Source organism: Caballeronia temeraria (assembly GCF_001544795.2).
Taxonomy (GTDB): domain Bacteria; phylum Pseudomonadota; class Gammaproteobacteria; order Burkholderiales; family Burkholderiaceae; genus Caballeronia; species Caballeronia temeraria.
On record NZ_FCOI02000003.1, the window covers coordinates 39,161 to 56,651 of the forward strand.

General features: G+C 62.0%; 18 protein-coding genes and 1 pseudogene. 12 read left to right on the plus strand and 7 right to left on the minus strand.

Annotated features, from left to right (window positions below; translation table 11 throughout):
- Window positions 1-155: 155 nt before the first annotated feature.
- Entirely contained in the window at window positions 156-1,145 is a 990-nt protein-coding gene (locus tag AWB76_RS05110) for a LacI family DNA-binding transcriptional regulator (RefSeq protein WP_061159056.1), read from the plus strand.
- A gap of 75 nt (window positions 1,146-1,220) precedes the next feature.
- On the opposite strand, the gene AWB76_RS05115 is transcribed toward AWB76_RS05110, so the two are convergent.
- Complete coding sequence (locus tag AWB76_RS05115; RefSeq protein ID WP_061159057.1) at window positions 1,221-2,510, minus strand: MFS transporter; 1,290 nt, start codon at window positions 2,508-2,510, stop codon at window positions 1,221-1,223.
- A gap of 415 nt (window positions 2,511-2,925) precedes the next feature.
- Between AWB76_RS05115 and AWB76_RS05120 the strand changes: the two genes are divergently transcribed.
- Together AWB76_RS05120 and AWB76_RS05125 are read left to right on the plus strand one after the other, a co-directional pair.
- On the plus strand, window positions 2,926-3,798 hold the full coding sequence (locus tag AWB76_RS05120; protein WP_061159058.1) for a DMT family transporter: 873 nt from the start codon (window positions 2,926-2,928) through the stop codon (window positions 3,796-3,798).
- 83 nt (window positions 3,799-3,881) lie between these two features.
- Complete coding sequence (locus AWB76_RS05125) at window positions 3,882-5,837, plus strand: methyl-accepting chemotaxis protein (protein ID WP_061159059.1); 1,956 nt, start codon at window positions 3,882-3,884, stop codon at window positions 5,835-5,837.
- A 12-nt stretch (window positions 5,838-5,849) separates the two neighbouring features.
- On the opposite strand, the gene AWB76_RS05130 is transcribed toward AWB76_RS05125, so the two are convergent.
- From AWB76_RS05130 to AWB76_RS05140, 3 genes are read right to left on the minus strand one after another with little or no spacing between them, the layout of a single operon-like run.
- Window positions 5,850-6,659 (minus strand): SDR family oxidoreductase, encoded by an 810-nt coding sequence (locus AWB76_RS05130; RefSeq protein ID WP_061159060.1) that lies wholly within the window; start codon window positions 6,657-6,659, stop codon window positions 5,850-5,852.
- A gap of 16 nt (window positions 6,660-6,675) precedes the next feature.
- The gene (locus AWB76_RS05135; protein ID WP_061159061.1) at window positions 6,676-6,984 is read right to left on the minus strand and encodes a non-heme iron oxygenase ferredoxin subunit; all 309 of its coding nucleotides are present in this window, start codon (window positions 6,982-6,984) and stop codon (window positions 6,676-6,678) included.
- 18 nt (window positions 6,985-7,002) lie between these two features.
- Window positions 7,003-8,082, minus strand: a complete 1,080-nt coding sequence (locus AWB76_RS05140) for a fatty acid desaturase family protein (protein ID WP_061159062.1) — start codon at window positions 8,080-8,082, stop codon at window positions 7,003-7,005.
- Between the two features lie 146 nt (window positions 8,083-8,228).
- Here AWB76_RS05140 and AWB76_RS05145 point away from each other — a divergent pair, with 146 nt between their 5' ends.
- The 3 genes from AWB76_RS05145 to AWB76_RS05155 all read left to right on the plus strand — a co-directional run bounded on the left by AWB76_RS05145 (window position 8,229) and on the right by AWB76_RS05155 (window position 11,430).
- On the plus strand, window positions 8,229-9,281 hold the full coding sequence (locus AWB76_RS05145; RefSeq protein ID WP_061159063.1) for a LacI family DNA-binding transcriptional regulator: 1,053 nt from the start codon (window positions 8,229-8,231) through the stop codon (window positions 9,279-9,281).
- Window positions 9,282-9,362: 81 nt separating this feature from the next.
- On the plus strand, window positions 9,363-9,587 hold the full coding sequence (locus AWB76_RS05150) for a hypothetical protein (protein ID WP_061159064.1): 225 nt from the start codon (window positions 9,363-9,365) through the stop codon (window positions 9,585-9,587).
- A gap of 760 nt (window positions 9,588-10,347) precedes the next feature.
- Window positions 10,348-11,430: a glycosyltransferase family 2 protein gene (locus AWB76_RS05155; protein ID WP_061159065.1), complete on the plus strand. Its 1,083-nt coding sequence runs from the start codon at window positions 10,348-10,350 to the stop codon at window positions 11,428-11,430.
- Window positions 11,431-11,443: 13 nt separating this feature from the next.
- Here the strand turns inward: AWB76_RS05155 and AWB76_RS05160 are convergent, their stop codons facing one another.
- Window positions 11,444-12,079 (minus strand): TetR/AcrR family transcriptional regulator, encoded by a 636-nt coding sequence (locus tag AWB76_RS05160; protein ID WP_061159066.1) that lies wholly within the window; start codon window positions 12,077-12,079, stop codon window positions 11,444-11,446.
- A gap of 115 nt (window positions 12,080-12,194) precedes the next feature.
- Here AWB76_RS05160 and AWB76_RS05165 point away from each other — a divergent pair, with 115 nt between their 5' ends.
- Window positions 12,195-13,034 carry an NAD(P)H-binding protein gene (locus AWB76_RS05165; protein ID WP_061159405.1) on the plus strand — a complete coding sequence of 280 codons (840 nt, stop codon included), beginning with the start codon at window positions 12,195-12,197 and terminating at the stop codon, window positions 13,032-13,034.
- Window positions 13,035-13,073: 39 nt separating this feature from the next.
- Complete coding sequence (locus tag AWB76_RS05170) at window positions 13,074-13,331, plus strand: hypothetical protein (RefSeq protein WP_061117089.1); 258 nt, start codon at window positions 13,074-13,076, stop codon at window positions 13,329-13,331.
- Window positions 13,332-13,345: 14 nt separating this feature from the next.
- On the opposite strand, the gene AWB76_RS05175 is transcribed toward AWB76_RS05170, so the two are convergent.
- Window positions 13,346-14,758 (minus strand): HdeD family acid-resistance protein, encoded by a 1,413-nt coding sequence (locus AWB76_RS05175; protein WP_061159067.1) that lies wholly within the window; start codon window positions 14,756-14,758, stop codon window positions 13,346-13,348.
- A 133-nt stretch (window positions 14,759-14,891) separates the two neighbouring features.
- Between AWB76_RS05175 and AWB76_RS05180 the strand changes: the two are divergent.
- Both AWB76_RS05180 and AWB76_RS05185 read left to right on the plus strand, forming a co-directional pair.
- Window positions 14,892-15,047, plus strand: a pseudogene (locus AWB76_RS05180) (DUF1349 domain-containing protein); the annotation flags it as partial.
- Window positions 15,048-15,109: 62 nt separating this feature from the next.
- Window positions 15,110-15,454: an ABC transporter permease gene (locus AWB76_RS05185; RefSeq protein WP_244173227.1), complete on the plus strand. Its 345-nt coding sequence runs from the start codon at window positions 15,110-15,112 to the stop codon at window positions 15,452-15,454.
- Here AWB76_RS05185 and AWB76_RS05190 read toward each other — a convergent pair whose 3' ends face one another.
- Complete coding sequence (locus AWB76_RS05190) at window positions 15,455-16,243, minus strand: aldolase (RefSeq protein WP_061159069.1); 789 nt, start codon at window positions 16,241-16,243, stop codon at window positions 15,455-15,457. It abuts the gene before it with no gap.
- Window positions 16,244-16,491: 248 nt separating this feature from the next.
- Between AWB76_RS05190 and AWB76_RS05195 the strand changes: the two genes are divergently transcribed.
- Together AWB76_RS05195 and AWB76_RS05200 are read left to right on the plus strand one after the other, a co-directional pair.
- Window positions 16,492-16,695, plus strand: a complete 204-nt coding sequence (locus AWB76_RS05195; RefSeq protein ID WP_008347993.1) for a cold-shock protein — start codon at window positions 16,492-16,494, stop codon at window positions 16,693-16,695.
- A gap of 251 nt (window positions 16,696-16,946) precedes the next feature.
- Window positions 16,947-17,411: a hypothetical protein gene (locus tag AWB76_RS05200; RefSeq protein ID WP_244173228.1), complete on the plus strand. Its 465-nt coding sequence runs from the start codon at window positions 16,947-16,949 to the stop codon at window positions 17,409-17,411.
- Window positions 17,412-17,491: the final 80 nt, after the last annotated feature.

A 17,491-nucleotide genomic window follows, 5' to 3' on the forward strand; every position in this document is an offset into this window, starting at 1 on the left:
AGAGAAAACGTTTTCGGGACTATAGCGATCGAGGGAACGCGCCGTCAATCTTCACTTGGCATGCAAAAGGCTGAATGCAAAATGCAAGATGCGATGTCATCGTTTCCCGAATTTCTGCGACAATCCGTTAACAAAGCGAAAACGTTACCCTCCGAATGAAGAAAATGTCTCCGACCATTCGCGACGTCGCCGCCGCTGCTGGCGTCTCCGTCGCGACCGTCTCCAAGTACATCAACGGCGCGCAGCGCTTTTCCGCGCCGGTCGAAGCCAGGCTCAAGGAAGCCATCGATTCGCTCGGCTATCGCTCGAACCCGCTCGCGCGTTCGATGATCACGGGCAAGACGCGCACCATCGGCCTCACCATCCTGGACATCAGCAATCCGCACTTCACGCATGTCGTGAAAGGCGCGAACCGTATCGCGCTGCGGCACGACTACACGCTGCTGCTCGTCGATATCGACGAAAACCAGGCGCGCGAGCGGCCGCTCATCGAAGCTCTCGCGCAGCGCGTGGACGGCCTGCTCGTCAGTTCCCGTCTGCCCGACGAAGACGCGCAATGGATGCTCGATCTCGACAAACCCGTCGTGCTCCTGCGCAACGCCGAACTGCCCATTCCGAGCGTCGGCATCAACAGCCGCCTCGCCACCTACATGCTCGCGCGCCATCTGCTCGACCTCGGGCATCGCCGCATCGCGTATCTCGGCTTCGAGCATGCGCGCATCAACGATGAACGGATTCGCGGCGCGCGCGAGTGTCTCGCTGAAGCAGGCCTTGAACTCGACATCTACGAAGCCCACGCGCCGACGTCCCTTGCCGGCGAACAGGCCTGCTCGCGCGTGATGCTCGGTCCGAAGCGGCCGCAAGCGGTGATCTGCTACAACGACCTGATCGCGCTCGGCTTCATGAAGGAGGCCGCGACGCTCGGCATCCGCGTGCCGCAGGACGTGTCGGTGACCGGCATCGACAACGTGCCCTACGGCGCTTACGCCGCGCCGGGCCTCACGACCGTCGACATTCAAAGCGAGAAGATGGGCGAACTCGCGATGCAGAAGCTCATCGACGCCCTCGCCGGTCATCCCGATCCCGGCAACTCCATGTTCGAGCCGCGGCTCATCGTGCGTGAATCGACTGCTGCCGTCGCGTGACGCGCGCCGCGCGGCCTGCAAGTTGCGAGTGCTGGCGGCGCGGCGCATGTCTTTACTAATAATTGCTAATAGGAATTACGCGCTGAGCTTTGCCGGTGTCATCTTCGGAGTGAGCACGTGCATGATCGCGAAGGCGATGAGATACGCCGATGCGCCGATCGCGAACAGCACCCAGTAGTGCCCCGTGCGTTGCAGCACCTGGCCGATCACTTCCGAGAACAGCACGCCGCCGATCGAACCGGCCATGCCGCCGATGCCGACCACCGCACCCACCGCACGGCGCGGGAACAGGTCCGATGCCGTCGTGAAGAGGTTCGCCGACCAGCCCTGATGCGCCGCCGCCGCGAGACCGACGATCCCCACCGCGACCCACAGGTTTTCAGCTTGCGACACGAATGCGATTGGCAGCACGGCGCACGCACAGATCAGCATCGCGGTCTTGCGCGCCGCATTCACGGTCCAGCCCGCACGCAGCAGCGCTGAAGAAACCCAGCCGCCGCCGATACTGCCGATCGTGGTAATCGCATAGATCACGACGAGCGGCAAACCGATGTGCTGCATGTCCATACCGCGCGACTCGTTGAGCCACTTCGGCAGCCAGAACAGATAGAACCACCACACCGGATCCGTCATGAACTTGCCGACGATGAACGCCCACGTCTCGCGCTTCTTGATGAGTTCCTTGAAGCCCGGCCCGCGTGCCTTGACGTTGGCGGCATCGGCGGCGTTGGTGTCGTCGCCTTCGTCGGCGATTTCGTCGTCATGCGCGCGGCCGTCCGGCTGGCGATACATCACGAACCACACGACGAGCCACACGAGGCCGATCGCGCCGACCAGCACGAACGCCGCGCGCCAGCCGAAGGCCACCGCGAGCGCCGGAATCAGCGCCGGTGCGAAGACCGCGCCGATGTTCGCGCCCGAATTGAAGATGCCGGTCGCGAGCGCGCGCTCACGGCGCGGGAACCATTCGGCGGTCGTCTTGATGGCGGCCGGGAAATTGCCGCCCTCGCCGATACCGAGGAGCGCGCGGACCATCGCGAAGCCCATCACGGAGCCGACGGCCGCGTGCAGCATCGCGGCGATACTCCAGATGAACATCGCAAGCGCATACGAAATACGCGTGCCGAGCCAGTCGACGATGCGCCCAAAGCACAGCAGACCGATCGCATAGAACGCCGAGAACGCGATCACGATGCGGCCGTACTGCACCTGTGTCCAGCCGATGTCGTGCTGAAGCATCGGGGCGAGCAGACCGAGGATCTGCCGGTCCATGTAATTGATGACCGTGGCGAAGAAGAGCAGCGCGCACACGGTCCAGCGATAGCGGCTGGCGGTACGCACGACGCCGGCAACGACAGTGTTCATGAAAGTCTCCGGACGCGGCGGCGCTCGTCGTGCCGCGTTTCTTGTTGCGTGAACGGCGACGAGCGCCGTAGGCGATGGCGTCGCGTCGGTGTCGAAACGCGGGCGAGCCGGGGTTTGGAAAACGTTTTTTCGAAGAATAGTGGCTTTGTCGTGCGCTGACCATCCTGGTATTTGCCCTAACCCTGCATTCACGCTTATCTGTCGGGCTTCTGGCAGCGAACTACCGCGTAGATCGCCATACGAGGTCTCGCTGTTAATCGTTTTCTGGAAATTTTTCTCGAGCGGGCGCCGGGCGGTGTTTGTTTGCGTTTTGCATGTTGCCTTTTGCACGCAAAATGCCAGCGCCCGCGTCGGGACCGCCTCAGGACGCCTGTATGATCGAACCCCGACGAACAACGACGACAAAACGCTTTCAATGCCTGCTCGCCTGACGGGGTTTCTCTGCCTGCTCGTGACTGCCACCGGCTGGGCGCTCAACTGGCCCGCCATGAAAATCCTGCTGCGCGAGTGGCCGCCGCTTTTCTCGCGCGGTGTCGCCGGCATTGCGGCCGCCGTGCTGCTCGGCGTCATCGCCAGATTTGCCGGTGAGAACACGCGCATACCGCGCGCGCTCGTTCCGAGGCTGCTGCTCGCATCGGCGATCAACGTCTTTGCCTGGATGGGCTTCTCCACGCTCTCGATGAAATGGCTGTCGGTCAGCGAAGGCGCGCTGCTCGTCTATACGATGCCGATCTGGGCGATGCTGCTCGCATGGCCCATCGCGAAGCGCAGGCCTTCCGTCGCGGGCTTTTGCGCGCTCGCGCTGGGTCTTGCGGGCGTCGTCGTGCTGCTGTCCGCGCATGGCCTTTCGTTCGATGGCGGCAAGCTCGCCGGCATTGCGTTCGCACTCTCGGCGGCAGTGCTGTTCGCGCTCGGCACGGTCATCACGCACGGGCCGATGCCCATCCCGCCGATCACGCTCGTCGCATGGCAAGTCGGTATCGGCTGCGCGCCGATGATCGTGCTCGGGCTCTATATCGAGCATCCGGTGTTTTCCGCGCTCGGTCCCGACGGCTGGGCGGTGCTCGTCTACATGAGCCTCGTGCCGATGGCCGTCTGCTATCTCGCGTGGTTCGCGACGCTGCGCCGCCTGCCCGCCGATGTCGCGTCCATCGGCATGCTGCTCGTGCCGATCATGGGCATCGTCGCGGCGGCGCTCACGCTCGGCGAGCCGCTCGGCACGCGCGAAGCCGTCGCCATGGCGCTCACGCTGTCGGGTGTCGCCCTCGCGATGAGGCAGCGCAGCTAGCACGCCGCACGGCGAAAATTAAAGTCTCGTCAAGTATCTGCCGATAAGGTGCATTACAACTCTTATCGATCAGTCACTCCCCCATGCTTCGTAATGTTCTGGCCCGGACGAATGTCGGGACCAAATTCGCCGTGCTCGCCTGCGCGCTCACGGCGGTCGTCGTTGCCTTCTTCACCATCGCCGTCACGCAAAGCGCGGGCGAACAAGTGGACACGCATGCGCTCGCGCGCGTCGAAAGCGAGAATCGCTCGATCGCAACGATGATCGGCCTCTATGACAAAGCCGTGAGCGCGGAAGTCTCGCGCTTCATGACGATCTTCGCGCATCGCCTGCCGTCCGCCTTCACGCTCGATGAAACGCGCACCGTCGATATCGACGGCAAAGCCACGCCGACCTTCCTCGCAGGCGACAAGCCGCTCAACAACGACTTCGCGATTCCCGATGCTTTCCTCGAAGAAAGCGGCGCAATCGCGACGATCTTCGCCCGCACCGGCGACGATTTCGTGCGCGTCACGACTTCGCTCAAGAAGCAGGACGGCACGCGCGCGATCGGCACGCTGCTCGATCGCAAAGGGCCCGCGTATGCGCCGATTCTGTCGGGCAAGCCGTATATCGGCATCGCGGCGCTGTTCGGCAAGCAGTACATCACCGAATACAAGCCCGTCACCGATGTATCGGGCCGCGTGATCGGCGCGCTCTTCGTGGGCGTCGACGTGACGTCGGAATTCGCTGCGCTGCAAGACACGATCGCGAAACTCGTGATCGGCACGAGCGGCTATCACTTCGTTGTCGATGCATCGAACGGCGCGAATCGCGGCAAGCTGCTCGTGCATCCCGGCTCGAAAGGCGAGACGGCCGATGAACGCGTCGCGCCCTTCACGCAGATGCTCGATGCGCACGAAGGCGCGCTCACGTTCGATGGCGTCGACATGCCGGGTGCGGATGCGCGCGTGCATGGCGGCACGAAGGAAATCGTCTATATGACGGTGCCGCAATGGCAATGGATGATCGGCGGCATCGCTTATCGCGACGAACTGCTCGCGGACGTACATGCGAGCCGCAATCGCTTTCTCGCGCTCGGGTTGATCGTCGTGGCGTTGCTCGTTGGCGTGTTGATCTATGCGGTCACGCAACTCGTGAGCCGTCCGATCGACGACGTGACGCGCGCTTCCGAACGCATCGCCGCGGGCGATCTGACCGTGCGTATCGACAGCACGCGCGAGGACGATATCGGCCGGCTGATGCGTGCGATCGATGGTGTCTCGCGCGGGCTCGCGGGCATCGTCGCGCAGGTGCGCAGCGCATCGGCCGACATGAACGAAGGCACAGCGCGCATCGCGTCTGGCAGCAGCGACATCGCGACGCGCATCGCCACGCAGGCGGCGAGCGTCGAGGAAACCGCTGCGAGCATGGAAGAAATCACGAGCACGGTGCAGCAGAACGCAGCGAATACCGCGCAGGCGGGCACGCTGGTCGCATCGGCATCGGATGCTGCGCGCGCGGGCGGTGACGCCGTGGGACGCGTGGTCGAAACGATGGGCGAGATCGATGCATCGGCGCGACGCATCGCCGATATCACCGCGACGATCGAAGGCATCGCGTTTCAGACCAACATCCTCGCATTGAATGCCGCGGTCGAAGCGGCACGCGCGGGTGAGCACGGCAAGGGCTTCGCGGTCGTTGCATCGGAAGTGCGGGCGCTCGCACAGCGCAGCGCGAGCGCCGTGAAGGAGATCGAAGTGCTGATCGCGGAATCCGCCGCGAAGGTCTCGCAGGGTTACAAGATCGCCGAGGAAGCGAGCAGCACGATGGGCGGCATCGTCGAGCGTGTCTCGCGCGTGAATGCGATCGTCGATGAGATTGGTGTTGCGTCGCGCGAGCAGGCGAGCGGCATCGAGCAGGTGAACAGCGCGGTCATGCTGATCGGCGAAGCGACGCAGCAGAACGCGGCGCTCGTCGGTGAAGCGGAGCATTCGACCGCCGAGTTGCGCGATCAGGCCGAACGCCTCGCGCGCGCCGTCAGCATGTTCCGCGTGTGATTCATCGATCGTTCAGAGCGGTTCCGGCGGGTGCGGCGCGTCGTCATAAGCGCCCCACACCGATTGATCGAAGTTGATCATCGATCCGGTCATCAGCCCGGACTCCGCACTCGCCAGATAGGCGACCGCGCGCGCCGCCTCATTCGTGTTGATTAGTCGTCCGAATGGCTGCGCGGATGCGGCGCGTTCGAGCCAATCGTCGTCCGCGCCGTGATGCGTGCGCTGAATGCGGTCTTCGCCTTCGCTCGCCATCCAGCCGAGATTCAGGCCGTTCACGCGGATGCGATTGCGTAGCAGCGCGTACGCGGTGTTCTGCGTGAGCGTCGCGAGCGCGCCCTTCGACGCGCAATAGGCGGCGATGAACGGCTGCCCCGCCATCGCCGACATCGAGCAGATGTTGACGATCGCGCCTTCGATCCGTTCACGCTTCATGATGCGGATCGTCTCCTGCATCAGAAAGAACGGCGCGCGCACGTTCGTTGCGAACATGCGGTCGAAGAGCTCGGGATCGGTGTCGAGAATCGTGCCGCGATCCGTTGTCGCGGCGGCGTTCACCAGCACGTCGACGCGTCCAAACTGTTCATCCGCGGCGGCAATGACCGCGCGGCATTCTTCCACGCGCGACAGATCGGCCGCGACGAAGCGCACGTGCGCACCGCTCGCTTCGGCCAGCTCGCGCGCCTTCTGTTCCCCCTTGTCCTTCGAGCGCGCGCAAATCACGATGCCGTGCGCACCGCGTTCCGCGAAGAGCGCCGCCACTGCCGCGCCGAGTCCTTGCGCGCCGCCGGTGATGACCGCCACCTTGCCTTCGAACTGACTCATCGTCTGTCTCCAGAGATCAGATCTCGATGAAGATGCGCCCGCCCTCGACTTTCGCGGGATACGTCCGCAACTTTTCGCACACGGGCGCGCACAGCGGCCGGCCATCGCGAATGTCGAAGCGTCCGTTGTGCTTCGGGCATTCGATGACATGATCCATCACGAACCCGTCACTCAGATGCACGTGCTCGTGCGTGCACAGGCCATCGCTGGCGTAGACGGCATCGTTCACGCGGTAGATCGCGAAAGTGCGGCCATCGTGATCGAAGCGCATCACGTCTTCGTCTTCGATGTCGTCCATCGCGGCTGCATCGATCCATTGGGTCATGAGAAACAGTCTCCTTGTTCAGGCCTGCGTTGCGGCGGGCACCGGCCGCTCGACGTGATACGACGGATCGCGCGTTTGCCGCACGAGCGCCGGAATGATCTCCGCATAGGCCGCGATCGTGCTCGCATACGGCGGCGGCATGTCGTGCTTCACCGCTTCGTGAAGGCGCGGCAGCGCGTGATAAGGCACCATCGGAAACATGTGATGCTCGACGTGATAGTTCATGTTCAGATAGAGAAACCGGAATACGGGATTCATCATCACGGTGCGGCAGTTCTTGCGATGATCGAGCACGTTCTCGGGCATGCCCGCATGCTGCGTGAGGCCGAAGAAGAGATACAGCCACGCACCGTAAAGACTCGGCAAGCCGATATAGAGCAGCGGCAGTATCGAATGGAACACAAAGCAGGCGGCGATCACGACGACATAGATCGCCAGCGTGATGCGCGCTTCCAGAATCACCTTCGGCCATTCTGATTCCGGCACATAGGTCTTTTCCTCTTCGCCGATATTCCCGAATGCCGACGACACGATCTTCGGCGCTTCACTTGCAGCGTGTTTCAGTGCGAACACGTTCAATGCGAGACTCAACCAGTCGGTCGGCAGCGGCACCGCGATCTCGCGATCTCGCCCGACGACCAGCGTATCCGTGTGATGACGCGCGTGACTCCAGCGCCAGATCGTCGGACGGCGAAACACCTGAAACGAAGCGGCCTGATAGAGCGCCTTGTTCATCCATGAGGTCTTGAATGCGGTGCCATGACCGCTCTCATGCCAGCGCGAATCCGCCGGACTGCAATAGAGCGTGCCATAGAGAAGAAATGCGGGAACGGCCCAAAGCGAGTGGGCTTGCCAGGCGAACCACGCGAGCACGCCGCTCGCGATGATCGACGCGTACCAGAGCACGGTGTCGCGAATGGCGCGCGCATCGCCACGCTGCATCAGGCTCTTCATGAGCGGACGCGGCACCGCGCATTTGTACCACTCTGCATTGACGAGCCCGGCGGCTTTCGCGCGTTCACCCGCGCCGCCAATCAACTGGTAATCGCGATAACCGTCCCGCGCGTCTGCGCCCGGCGATTGCCTGGATTCCATCATGTCACCTCAACCGATGATTGGATTTACATCATTCGTTATTGTTGGATCGATGATAGAAGCGGACCCATAGCCTGCGCAATGTTCTCGCTCATTTGCTATCTTTAGGCATCATCGCGCGAATTGAAAACCCATCAATTACATCAAAGATGAGCAAGCGTCCTACTCTTCAATCCGTGGCCGAAGCCGCGGGCGTCAGCCCAGCGACGGTCGATCGGGTATTCAACGGACGCATCAGCGTGCGCGAAGGCACCGCATTGCGCGTGATCGAAGCGGCCGAGCGCATCGGCTATCACGGCGCAGGACTCATGCGCGAGCGCATGCGCGCACAACGCGGCGAGCGTCATGAGCGCTACACCTTCGGATTCTGTCTGCAAAAACGTGCGGACCCGTTCTATCAGACCTTTGCGCGCATTCTGACCGATGCGGCCACGCGCCATGAACCCGAGCCTTGCAACGCCGTCATCGAATACATGGACGAGCTCGATCCGGCTTCCATCGCGCGCACGCTGCTTTCGCTCGGCGAACAAGTGGATGCGCTCGGCGTAGTCGCTGTGGATCATCCGCACGTGACGGCTGCAATCGAAACGCTTCACGGACAAGGCAAGCCCACGGTCACGCTGCTCTCGGATCTGAGCGCGCCCTTGCGTGCCGGCTATATCGGCGTCGATCCGCGCAAGAGCGGACGCACGGCAGCGTGGGCCGTGAGCCGTCTCACGCGTCGCGACGAAGGCACGGTCGGCGTCTTCGTCGGCACGCCGCGTTACCTCGGTCAGGAAAGTTGCGAGATCAGCTTTCGCTCGTATTTGCGCGAGCACGCGCCGGGTCTGCGTGTGCTCGATACGCAGATCAATCTCGAGGACAAGCAACTCGCCTATGAAGCGACGCTTGCAATGCTCGCGCGTCACGCCGATCTCGCCGGCCTCTATATTCCCGGCGGCGGGGTGGGCGGCGTGATTCGCGCGTTGCGCGAGGAAGCCGCGGGGCGGCGCATCGTGACCGTGTGCAGCGACCTGATGCCGGATCGTTACGAGGCGCTCGTCGAAGGCGTCATCGATCTCGTCATCGATACACCGCTTCAGCGCATCGCAGAGACAGCGATTCACGCGATGCTGCGCGCATTGCAGGCGCTGCCGGGCGAAGCGGCACAAGCGAGTCAGTATCCGTTGCCGGCGCAGCTCTATACGCCGGAAAACGTCTGAGCACGATCCACGCACTCACGGTCGGCTAATTCTTCGCGCCTAGTCTCCTTCTCACGTTCCACACGTTCAAGGAGAACGATCATGAAGAAGCTCGCAGCCGCCCTTCTCGCCGCTTCGGTGACGGTGCCGATGCTGTGTTACGCACAATCGCATACGCCGGACGTGCGCGCTGACGCTGATGCGGCAAGCCAACATGCGCAACAGTCGGGCGATTACGGAGGCAGCCTCGACGGCACCGCGCAAAGCGGCTGGACGACACAGCCTTCGCCTCAGGCGCTCGGGCAATTCGTCTATAACCATCATTGATAACTCGCTGACGGAGCGTGGCAAGCGTGCATGCCGCTGAATGATGAGCGACATACGTACTTTTTTCCTCATGTCAATCGCACAAGGCGGACGACAGGAAAAATATGCGGCGTGCCGCTACAGTTGCTTGCACATGAAACCGTTTGTCACGCTTCAGCGCGTCCGATGTCGCTCGCGTGTGTCCAAGCGCACCGAGAGCCGGGTGTCCCGCCCGGACGATAACGTTTGCGAGTCAGTGTTGCTTCGCAAACGGACGAAATCCGGCTCTGTGCAGTCGTTTTTCTACTAGTATGTCCCGAAGGACTTCATTGGCTGCATGCTGCACGCAGGCGAGTGTCATCGCTTCGTTGTTTTGAAGGACTAGCATGCAGACACTTGGGGAACCCATCCAGCATAAATCGCTCTATTTACGTTTGTTCCATCGACATGCACGTCAGGCCGGGGCGTCCGGGGCCCGCCATATGACAGACATGCTCCAACAATAAAAGCGTCGCAAGCGCTTTCGTATGCGTAGCCCGAAACGGCCACGCTTGAAGGCCCTTGTTGCGCCGGCATTCCGAACGGTTCCTTCCCGTCTAGTACGGTGATCGAGCCAGCCGCATCCATCAGACCAGATGTATGTCCTCCGTGCTGCGATTCACGCGGATAGGCGCCGTTGCGTGCAGCATCGCTGCGTGGCGGCACAGGGACATCGACGACGGCTCTTTGCATCAGGCATGCGAAGAGACAGAGCCCAATCAATCGACGGAGAGCGTCATCCATGCCGTTTGAGAGTGACTCCTTGCGAGACACCAATCCGCTGCTCAGTATCGTCGTGGCGGCTTACAACATCGAGGGTTACATCGAGGAAGCGCTCGAGTCCCTCCTGTCCCAACCTCATATCGATGCGATGAAGATCATCGTGGTCGATGACGGTTCTCGCGACGAGACCTATGCGGCGGCACGCTCGGTGGTCGAACGCGATCGCGGCGTGCACATCGAGTTAATACACCAGGAAAATCGCGGTCTGAGCGCCGCGCGCAATACCGGGCTCGCAGCCGTGCGCACGCCTTATGTCGGATTCCTCGACGGCGACGACATCTATCTGAAGGGCTTCACCGAAGCCATGATCCCCGTGCTGGCCGAGCGCAAATGGGATGTGGTCGAGTACAACGTCACGATCATCGATGACAACGGACGCGAGCTCGACGAAATCGCACTCGTCGACGATGCAACGAGCGGCGGTCATCCCATGGATCGCGCGGCCCTGCAGCAATTCGCCGACCGGTTCCACACTTTCGCGTGGGCGCGCGTCTATCGCACCGATCTCTTCGACGAAGCGCCCTTTCCTGTCGGACGAAATTACGAGGACATGGCGCTCGTGCCTTCGACCTATCTTCGTGCGAAGAGCATCTACCGTATTCCGGCGCCGCTGATCGGATATCGCCGGCGCTTCGGCAGCATCACGCAAACCGCCAAGCTGCGCGACATGCACAATCTTCGCGTCACGGGGCAGGAAGCGCTCGCGCATTGCGACGGCAGCGACATGGACGACTTCTGGCTCACCGTGTTCGACAAGCTCTTTCATCGGGCCTGTCACGTTTGCGCGCGCGTCGATCGGGCGTCGTTCAAGCAGGCATCGGAGACGCTCACGGCCATGGCCGTCGATCATCGGACGCTGCGTGAGAAGCTCGCTGAGCGCAGCGGCCGCAAGGTCGTCGAACTCGCGCCTTTCGATCTGAACGTGCGCGCGGATCGCTCGATCCACTTCCTGAAGGGTCTCGTCAAGAAAGTGCTGCGGCGAAGTCTCGATCATCATCAGCGGGCACGGCGGCCGAGCACGTCGAATCAATTGAGCGGATGAACGGGCGCCGTTCTCAGACTTCTTCGATAGCCCGCAAGCTCATTCGCTTATAGGCATCGACGAGCAATGCGCCCTCGCCGCGCTTTTGCGCGACGGCGAGGCGCATGGTCTCTTCGCCTAGCTGCCAGATCAGAAACGCGAGCGCGTTCACGCGCTTGATGTCCGCGCGCGGCATCACGCGCCGGATCGCCGTCGCGAGCAACGCGCCGCATGCACGGCTCTCCGCAATCTCGATGCTCATCAACTCCTTGTCCGATCGCAGCGCCGACGAGATGTCGCGCATCACGGGCTTGTCCAGCACGATTTCATAATACTGATCGACGAGCGAGGCGAACGCGCCCAGCAATTGCGCCCTGGTCGATACGGCCTCGAACGCTTCGCGAACGCATCGGCGGCTCTCTGCCGCGTGGAGCTCGGCGAGCGTGCGCACGATTGCGCGCTTGTCGGGAAAGTACTGATACAGCGAGCCAATCGATATCTCCGCGAGCTCGGCGATTTCGCTCATCTTCACGTGCTCGCTCCCCTTCTCCGCAATCAGTTGCTGCGCGATCTCCAGTATGCGATCGAGTCGCTCGCGGCTGCGCTGCTGCGCGGGCTGTCTGCGCGCGACACGCTCCTGCGTTTTGATTCGCGACGATTTCTCCTGCATGGCGATGTCCTTTGCGTGCTTGAATGAACGCTCAAAAATGCTTGACAGTCAAATGTGAGTATCTATCATGTTTAAAACGTGAGCAACTCTCACGTTCTAAGCTCAGGAGATGGTCATGGCTCTTACGGACTTCGATGCGGCGCCCATTCTCGTTCTCGGCGCGAATGGCAAAACGGGACGACGCGTGGCAGAGCGGCTGCGCAAACAAGGCCTCGACGTGCGCGCATGCGCGCGTTCCACGCAGCCCCGCTTCGACTGGAACGATCGCGTGACATGGCGCGCGGCGCTCGAAGGCGTGAAACGCGTGTACGTCACCTATCAGCCAGACCTCGCGAAACCAGGCGCGCTCGATACGGTCAGCGCATTCTTCGACATGGCGCTGACAAGCGGCGTCCAACATATCGTGCTGCTATCGGGACGCGGCGAAGAAGAAGCGCAAGCCGCGGAACAGGCACTGCAACGCTCGGGTGCAAGCTGGACGATCCTGCGTTGCAGCTGGTTCATGCAGAATTTCAGCGAGAGCTTTCTGATCGACCCGGTCCGCGAGGGCGTGCTCGCACTGCCCGTCGGCGACATAAGAGAGCCTTTCGTCGATGCAGAAGATATCGCCGATGCAGCCGTCGCCGCGCTCACGCAACCGGGCCATGAAAACCGGCTTTACGAACTCACCGGGCCTCGCGCGATCACTTTCGCCGAAGCGCTTGAATGCATCGCGAAGGCATCGAAACGTGATCTGCAACTCGTTCCCGTACCGCCCGATGCATTTCGCGCCGGCCTGCTCGAAGCGGGCGTGTCCAAACCCGAGACCGACTTGATGCTCTATCTCTTCACCACCGTGCTCGATGGCCGCAACGCGCAACCCGCAGACGGCGTGCGCACCGCCTTGCATCGCGAAGCTCGCACGTTCGAGGACTATGCCAAACGAGCCGCATCGAGCGGCGTATGGGACGCGTGATGCGCGAAAGCCGTCATTGTTTCGCGGTAGACTTCAGGAATGGAAAAATGTCCCTACTGTGAGCGAATCCGTGACGAATGGGATTGTCACGGTCAGGAATGCCGCACCGCCATCGCCCGCGCGTTGCGCAGGCAGCGCATGGGTTTGCCGATGGTGCCCAAGGTCATTCGCAACGAGATTCCGCCGGGCGCATCGACAGGCGAAGTGATCGCCCAGTTGTCGCGTCAACGCCTGCGAGCGCGCCGTGCGAACGAGGAACGCCGCGCGCGCAAGGAAGCCGACGACCTCGATCTTTAACGGCAGGCAGCACATCAAACGCGCGCGGGTGGATCGATGTTCGATCCGCCGTCTTGCGCGAGCGTTCCTTCCTCGCGCCATGCGCGCCGCGATTCGCGCATCTTCGTAAGCGCCATGCGTGCGACCTTGAGCCAGCCATAAGGACGCGGATCGGCAACCATGCTCAACGCGCGCGCATAGTCGAGCGTGAGACCGGGCGTCCACGCCATCGTCACCGCGCGTTTGCGCACCTGCGCCGCGACCCATAGCTCCGGCGTCACGATCATCCTGAAGAGCGCGCCCCAGCCCGCGCGCGACCCGTACAAGCGGCCGGCCGCGCCTTCGAGCGCAGCTTCCAGCGCACGCGACACGCTGCTCGAACAATTGCGATGCGTGAGGTTATACGTGGTGTCCTCGCGATAGTTGCGCCAGAATCGATCGAGCCGCGCCGGATCGTAATTGCGGATGCGCACGCGCACCGTCGATGGACACCATGCCTTCGATTCGATCGCGTAGCTCGGCTGGAAAAGGCCAGGCACGTCGTTCTCGCGCGTGGCGCGCAAGAGGCGCGCGAAGTCGTCGGGCGAGCGGTCGATTTCAACGGCCGGATAAAGACTCACATAGACGCCTTCCGGCGATTCGAGCGCCGCATGTCCCGTCGAGATCACGCCATTGCGATCCACCGCCGCGATATATCGATCGATGATCGGATGCCATTGCGTCTCTGCCTTCGACGATCCCACCGGCGTCCATACGTGCACGGTCAGCGCCGGTTCGTTGTCGCCGGGCGGACCGTCCCATTCGCTCGCTTGCAGCGCCGGGCGGGTGCTATCGTGCGTGTGGCCTGTTTCGCTTGCCGCTTCCGCACTCGCATCGCCCCAGACGGCGGGATTGCTCGTCAGCTTGCGCACCCGCGTTCCGATCATGATGAGATTCCATCCCGCGAAGATGAAGAACGCGCCGATGCAATACGGCACCGTCCCCTTGTAATGCGTCGGATACGGTTGAATCATGAAGACGCCGAGAACGATCTCGAAGATCGCGAAGCCGAGCGCGACCCGATAACGACGGTAACGCACGACGAGCGCCGAAGTGGCTTGCAGCAGACCATCGAACAGAAAGGCGAGTCCGATCAAGATCGACAGAATGAAGTGCCCGTGATGATCGCCTTCGAAGATCAGCGCAGCCGTGAGCACGAACGCGATGCCCTTCGCATAGCGCAGCCTGCGCTGCCCGCCGACACCCGCCCACGCCACCGATAGCGTGAGCGCCCCCTCGAGGAGCAGCAACCAGCCGACGAACGCGATCGGGAAGCCAAGCGCGCCGTCGAGCGCATCGATGAACACGCCGATGCCGACGACGAGCAGCAGCCAGCCCGTCGCCGTCAGGCTGCGCCAGCGATCGCGAAGATAGTCCACGCCCAGCAGGATCATCATCAGCTTGACCATCGTGCTCTCGTTTCGAAAAGAAAAAGCGACGGTAAGTGCCTCTGCATGTTAGTGCAGTCGATTCGTTTCGTACGATCGTTCGAGAGCGTGCGCGTGACATACTTGCACGGCTTATCCACGCGACGGAGACGCCATGTTCGAACAATGCCGATGGATCAACGAACCCGCGCAATGGCGCCTCGAGAATGGCACGGTCATCGTCACCACCGATGCGAACACCGACTTCTGGCGCAAGACACGCTACGGCTTCGTGCGCGACAACGATCATGCCTTCGCCGCGCGCGCGAACGACGATTTCACGGCGGAAGACACCGTCGATGGCGATTTCTCCGCGCTCTACGATCAGGCCAGATGGCCGCGTATGCGATTTCGGGGCTGCTGTCGGCGCTCGTCGGCGTGCTTGACGCGGCGCGGTACCGGCAAGGCAAGGCCGATGCCGGCATGGGCTGGGAGCTCGATGCGATCGCCGCCGTCGTGATCGGCGGCACGAGTCTTTCGGGCGGCGTAGGACGGGTGTCGGGCACGGTCGCGGGCGTGCTGATCTTCGGCTTTCTGAGCAACATCCTGCTGGTCAACGATATCGACAGCAACACGCAGCTCGTGCTGAAGGGATTGATCATCGTGATCGCCGTGTTCCTTCAGCAGACCGATATGGGCAAGCGCGGGTGGTTCAGGCGTTTCGGCGCGAAGAAATAGTCAGGCTTCGAAATCGATGCCGCGCGAGCGCAACTGCCGCATGCCGCTCGCGAGATGCGCCCGCGCGCTTTGGGCGTCGCCGGCGCGCATCTGCTCATAAGTGCGCTGCGCGATGTCGTGCGGCACCGGCTTGAGCGGCCGGTTCGCGCTCATCGCGCGCAGCTGCACTTCGGCCGCGCGCTCCAGATAGTAGAGATCGTCCCATGCCTCGGCGATGGTCGCGCCCGCGACCATCACGCCGTGATTCTTGAGAAAGAGGATATCGGCGTCGCCCATCGTGCGGGCGATGCGGTCGCCTTCGGCATAGTCCAGCGCGAGGCCGTTGTAGTCCTCGTCGACGGCCGTGCGCCCGTAGAACTTCAGCGACGTCTGCCCGAGCCACAAGAGCGGCGGCCCTTCGACGAGGCACAGCGCCGTCGCGTTCGGCATATGCGTGTGAAACGCCGCCTTCACGCGCGGCTTGAGCTTGTGCACGCGCGCGTGAATGTAGAATGCGGTCGCTTCGGGCTCGCCCTCACCGTCGATCACGTTGCCGTCGAAATCGCAGATCAGGAGGCGCGACGCCGTGATCTCGCCGAATGCATAGCCGTAGGGGTTGACGAAGAACAGATCGTCGTTACCCGGAACCATGGCCGAAAAATGATTGCACACGCCCTCTTCGAAGCCATGCAGCGACGCTAGTTGAAAGCAGGCTGCGAGCTGGCGCCGCGCTTCGGCAATCTCGGGCGCGTCGAGCCGGCGGGAAACGGGGACGACGCGCTCTGCGCCACTGGAAAGCGTATGCGCCATATGAACGTGCCTTTATCGTTTGCCTGACTCGAAAGCCGAGAATAATCGAACGGACGGGCGAATAATGTCCGAACAAAAAAATTTTCGGCTAGACTGCCGCGGGCGGCGCGAAGTATGACGTCCGTATGTCATGTCTCTTAGCAAAAACGCTTATTTGAACTCTGCGTTCTGGCATGGTAAAACTCTATGCCGCTCGAAATTCGAAGCGCATCTTCAACGAAATTCGTCTCAATAGGGATTCTGGAAAAATGGCAACAGGTACTGTGAAGTGGTTCAACGATGCAAAGGGTTTTGGTTTCATCACGCCGGACGACGGCGGTGAAGACCTGTTTGCACATTTCTCCGAAATCCAATCCAAGGGTTTCAAGTCGCTCCAGGAGAACCAGAAGGTGAGCTTCGAAGTCAAGCAAGGCCCGAAGGGCAAGCAAGCTTCGACGATCCAGCCGCTGTAAATTCAGCGCTGTCGCCTCAGGCACAAAACGGCCCGTATGGGCCGTTTTGCATTGGCGCGCACCAAACGCCCGTCATATATCATCTACCGGATGGTCGGATTTTCAGCAGTGACGGCGTCTTCGGCCGATTAAATAAATCAGTAGAATAAATACTGTATTTTTTCAGTCTCGCGGTCATTCGCGACAACGCGAAATTATTTCCTCTGATTCATGTGAACCCGGCAAGCAAGCGGAAAAAACGCCGCCCGCTCGTGCGGCACAAAACAAAAGCATTGCTCGTCTCGCTCTGGATTCTGACTTGCGATGTGCACGCGCAATCGTTCGCGACCAATCAGAAAGCCGCGCGCTTCGTCTCGCAAGTCGTGATGAACGACTTCCACACGGCGCAGGCGGGCGGCGGTTATGTCTTTTCCTACGATAGCCAGGAAACGGAAGCGTCCCTGTCCGCCCGGCTCGACCGCTGGCTCTCGGGCACGGAACCGCAGGCGATCGTCATGGAGCCCGCTGAGAAGCAGGCGCTTTTCGGTTTCTACTGGGCCGCGAGCATGATGCCTGCGAATTCGCCGTGCTTTCGCGACATCGCCGATCCGTCCTGTGGCAAGGAATTATCGAAGTGGATGGCGCGCGAGTTGGACGACGATCCGCGCTTCATCCGGGCCTACGAATCCGCGAAAGAACCGCTCGGCCTGCCGCCAATCGAGCGCAACGCGCACTGAGCGCCGGGCGGGCGCGATGCGCTTCGCCCCGCTCATTCAGCCGGAACGATGCGGTTCGAACGTGCCTGACCGACGAACGC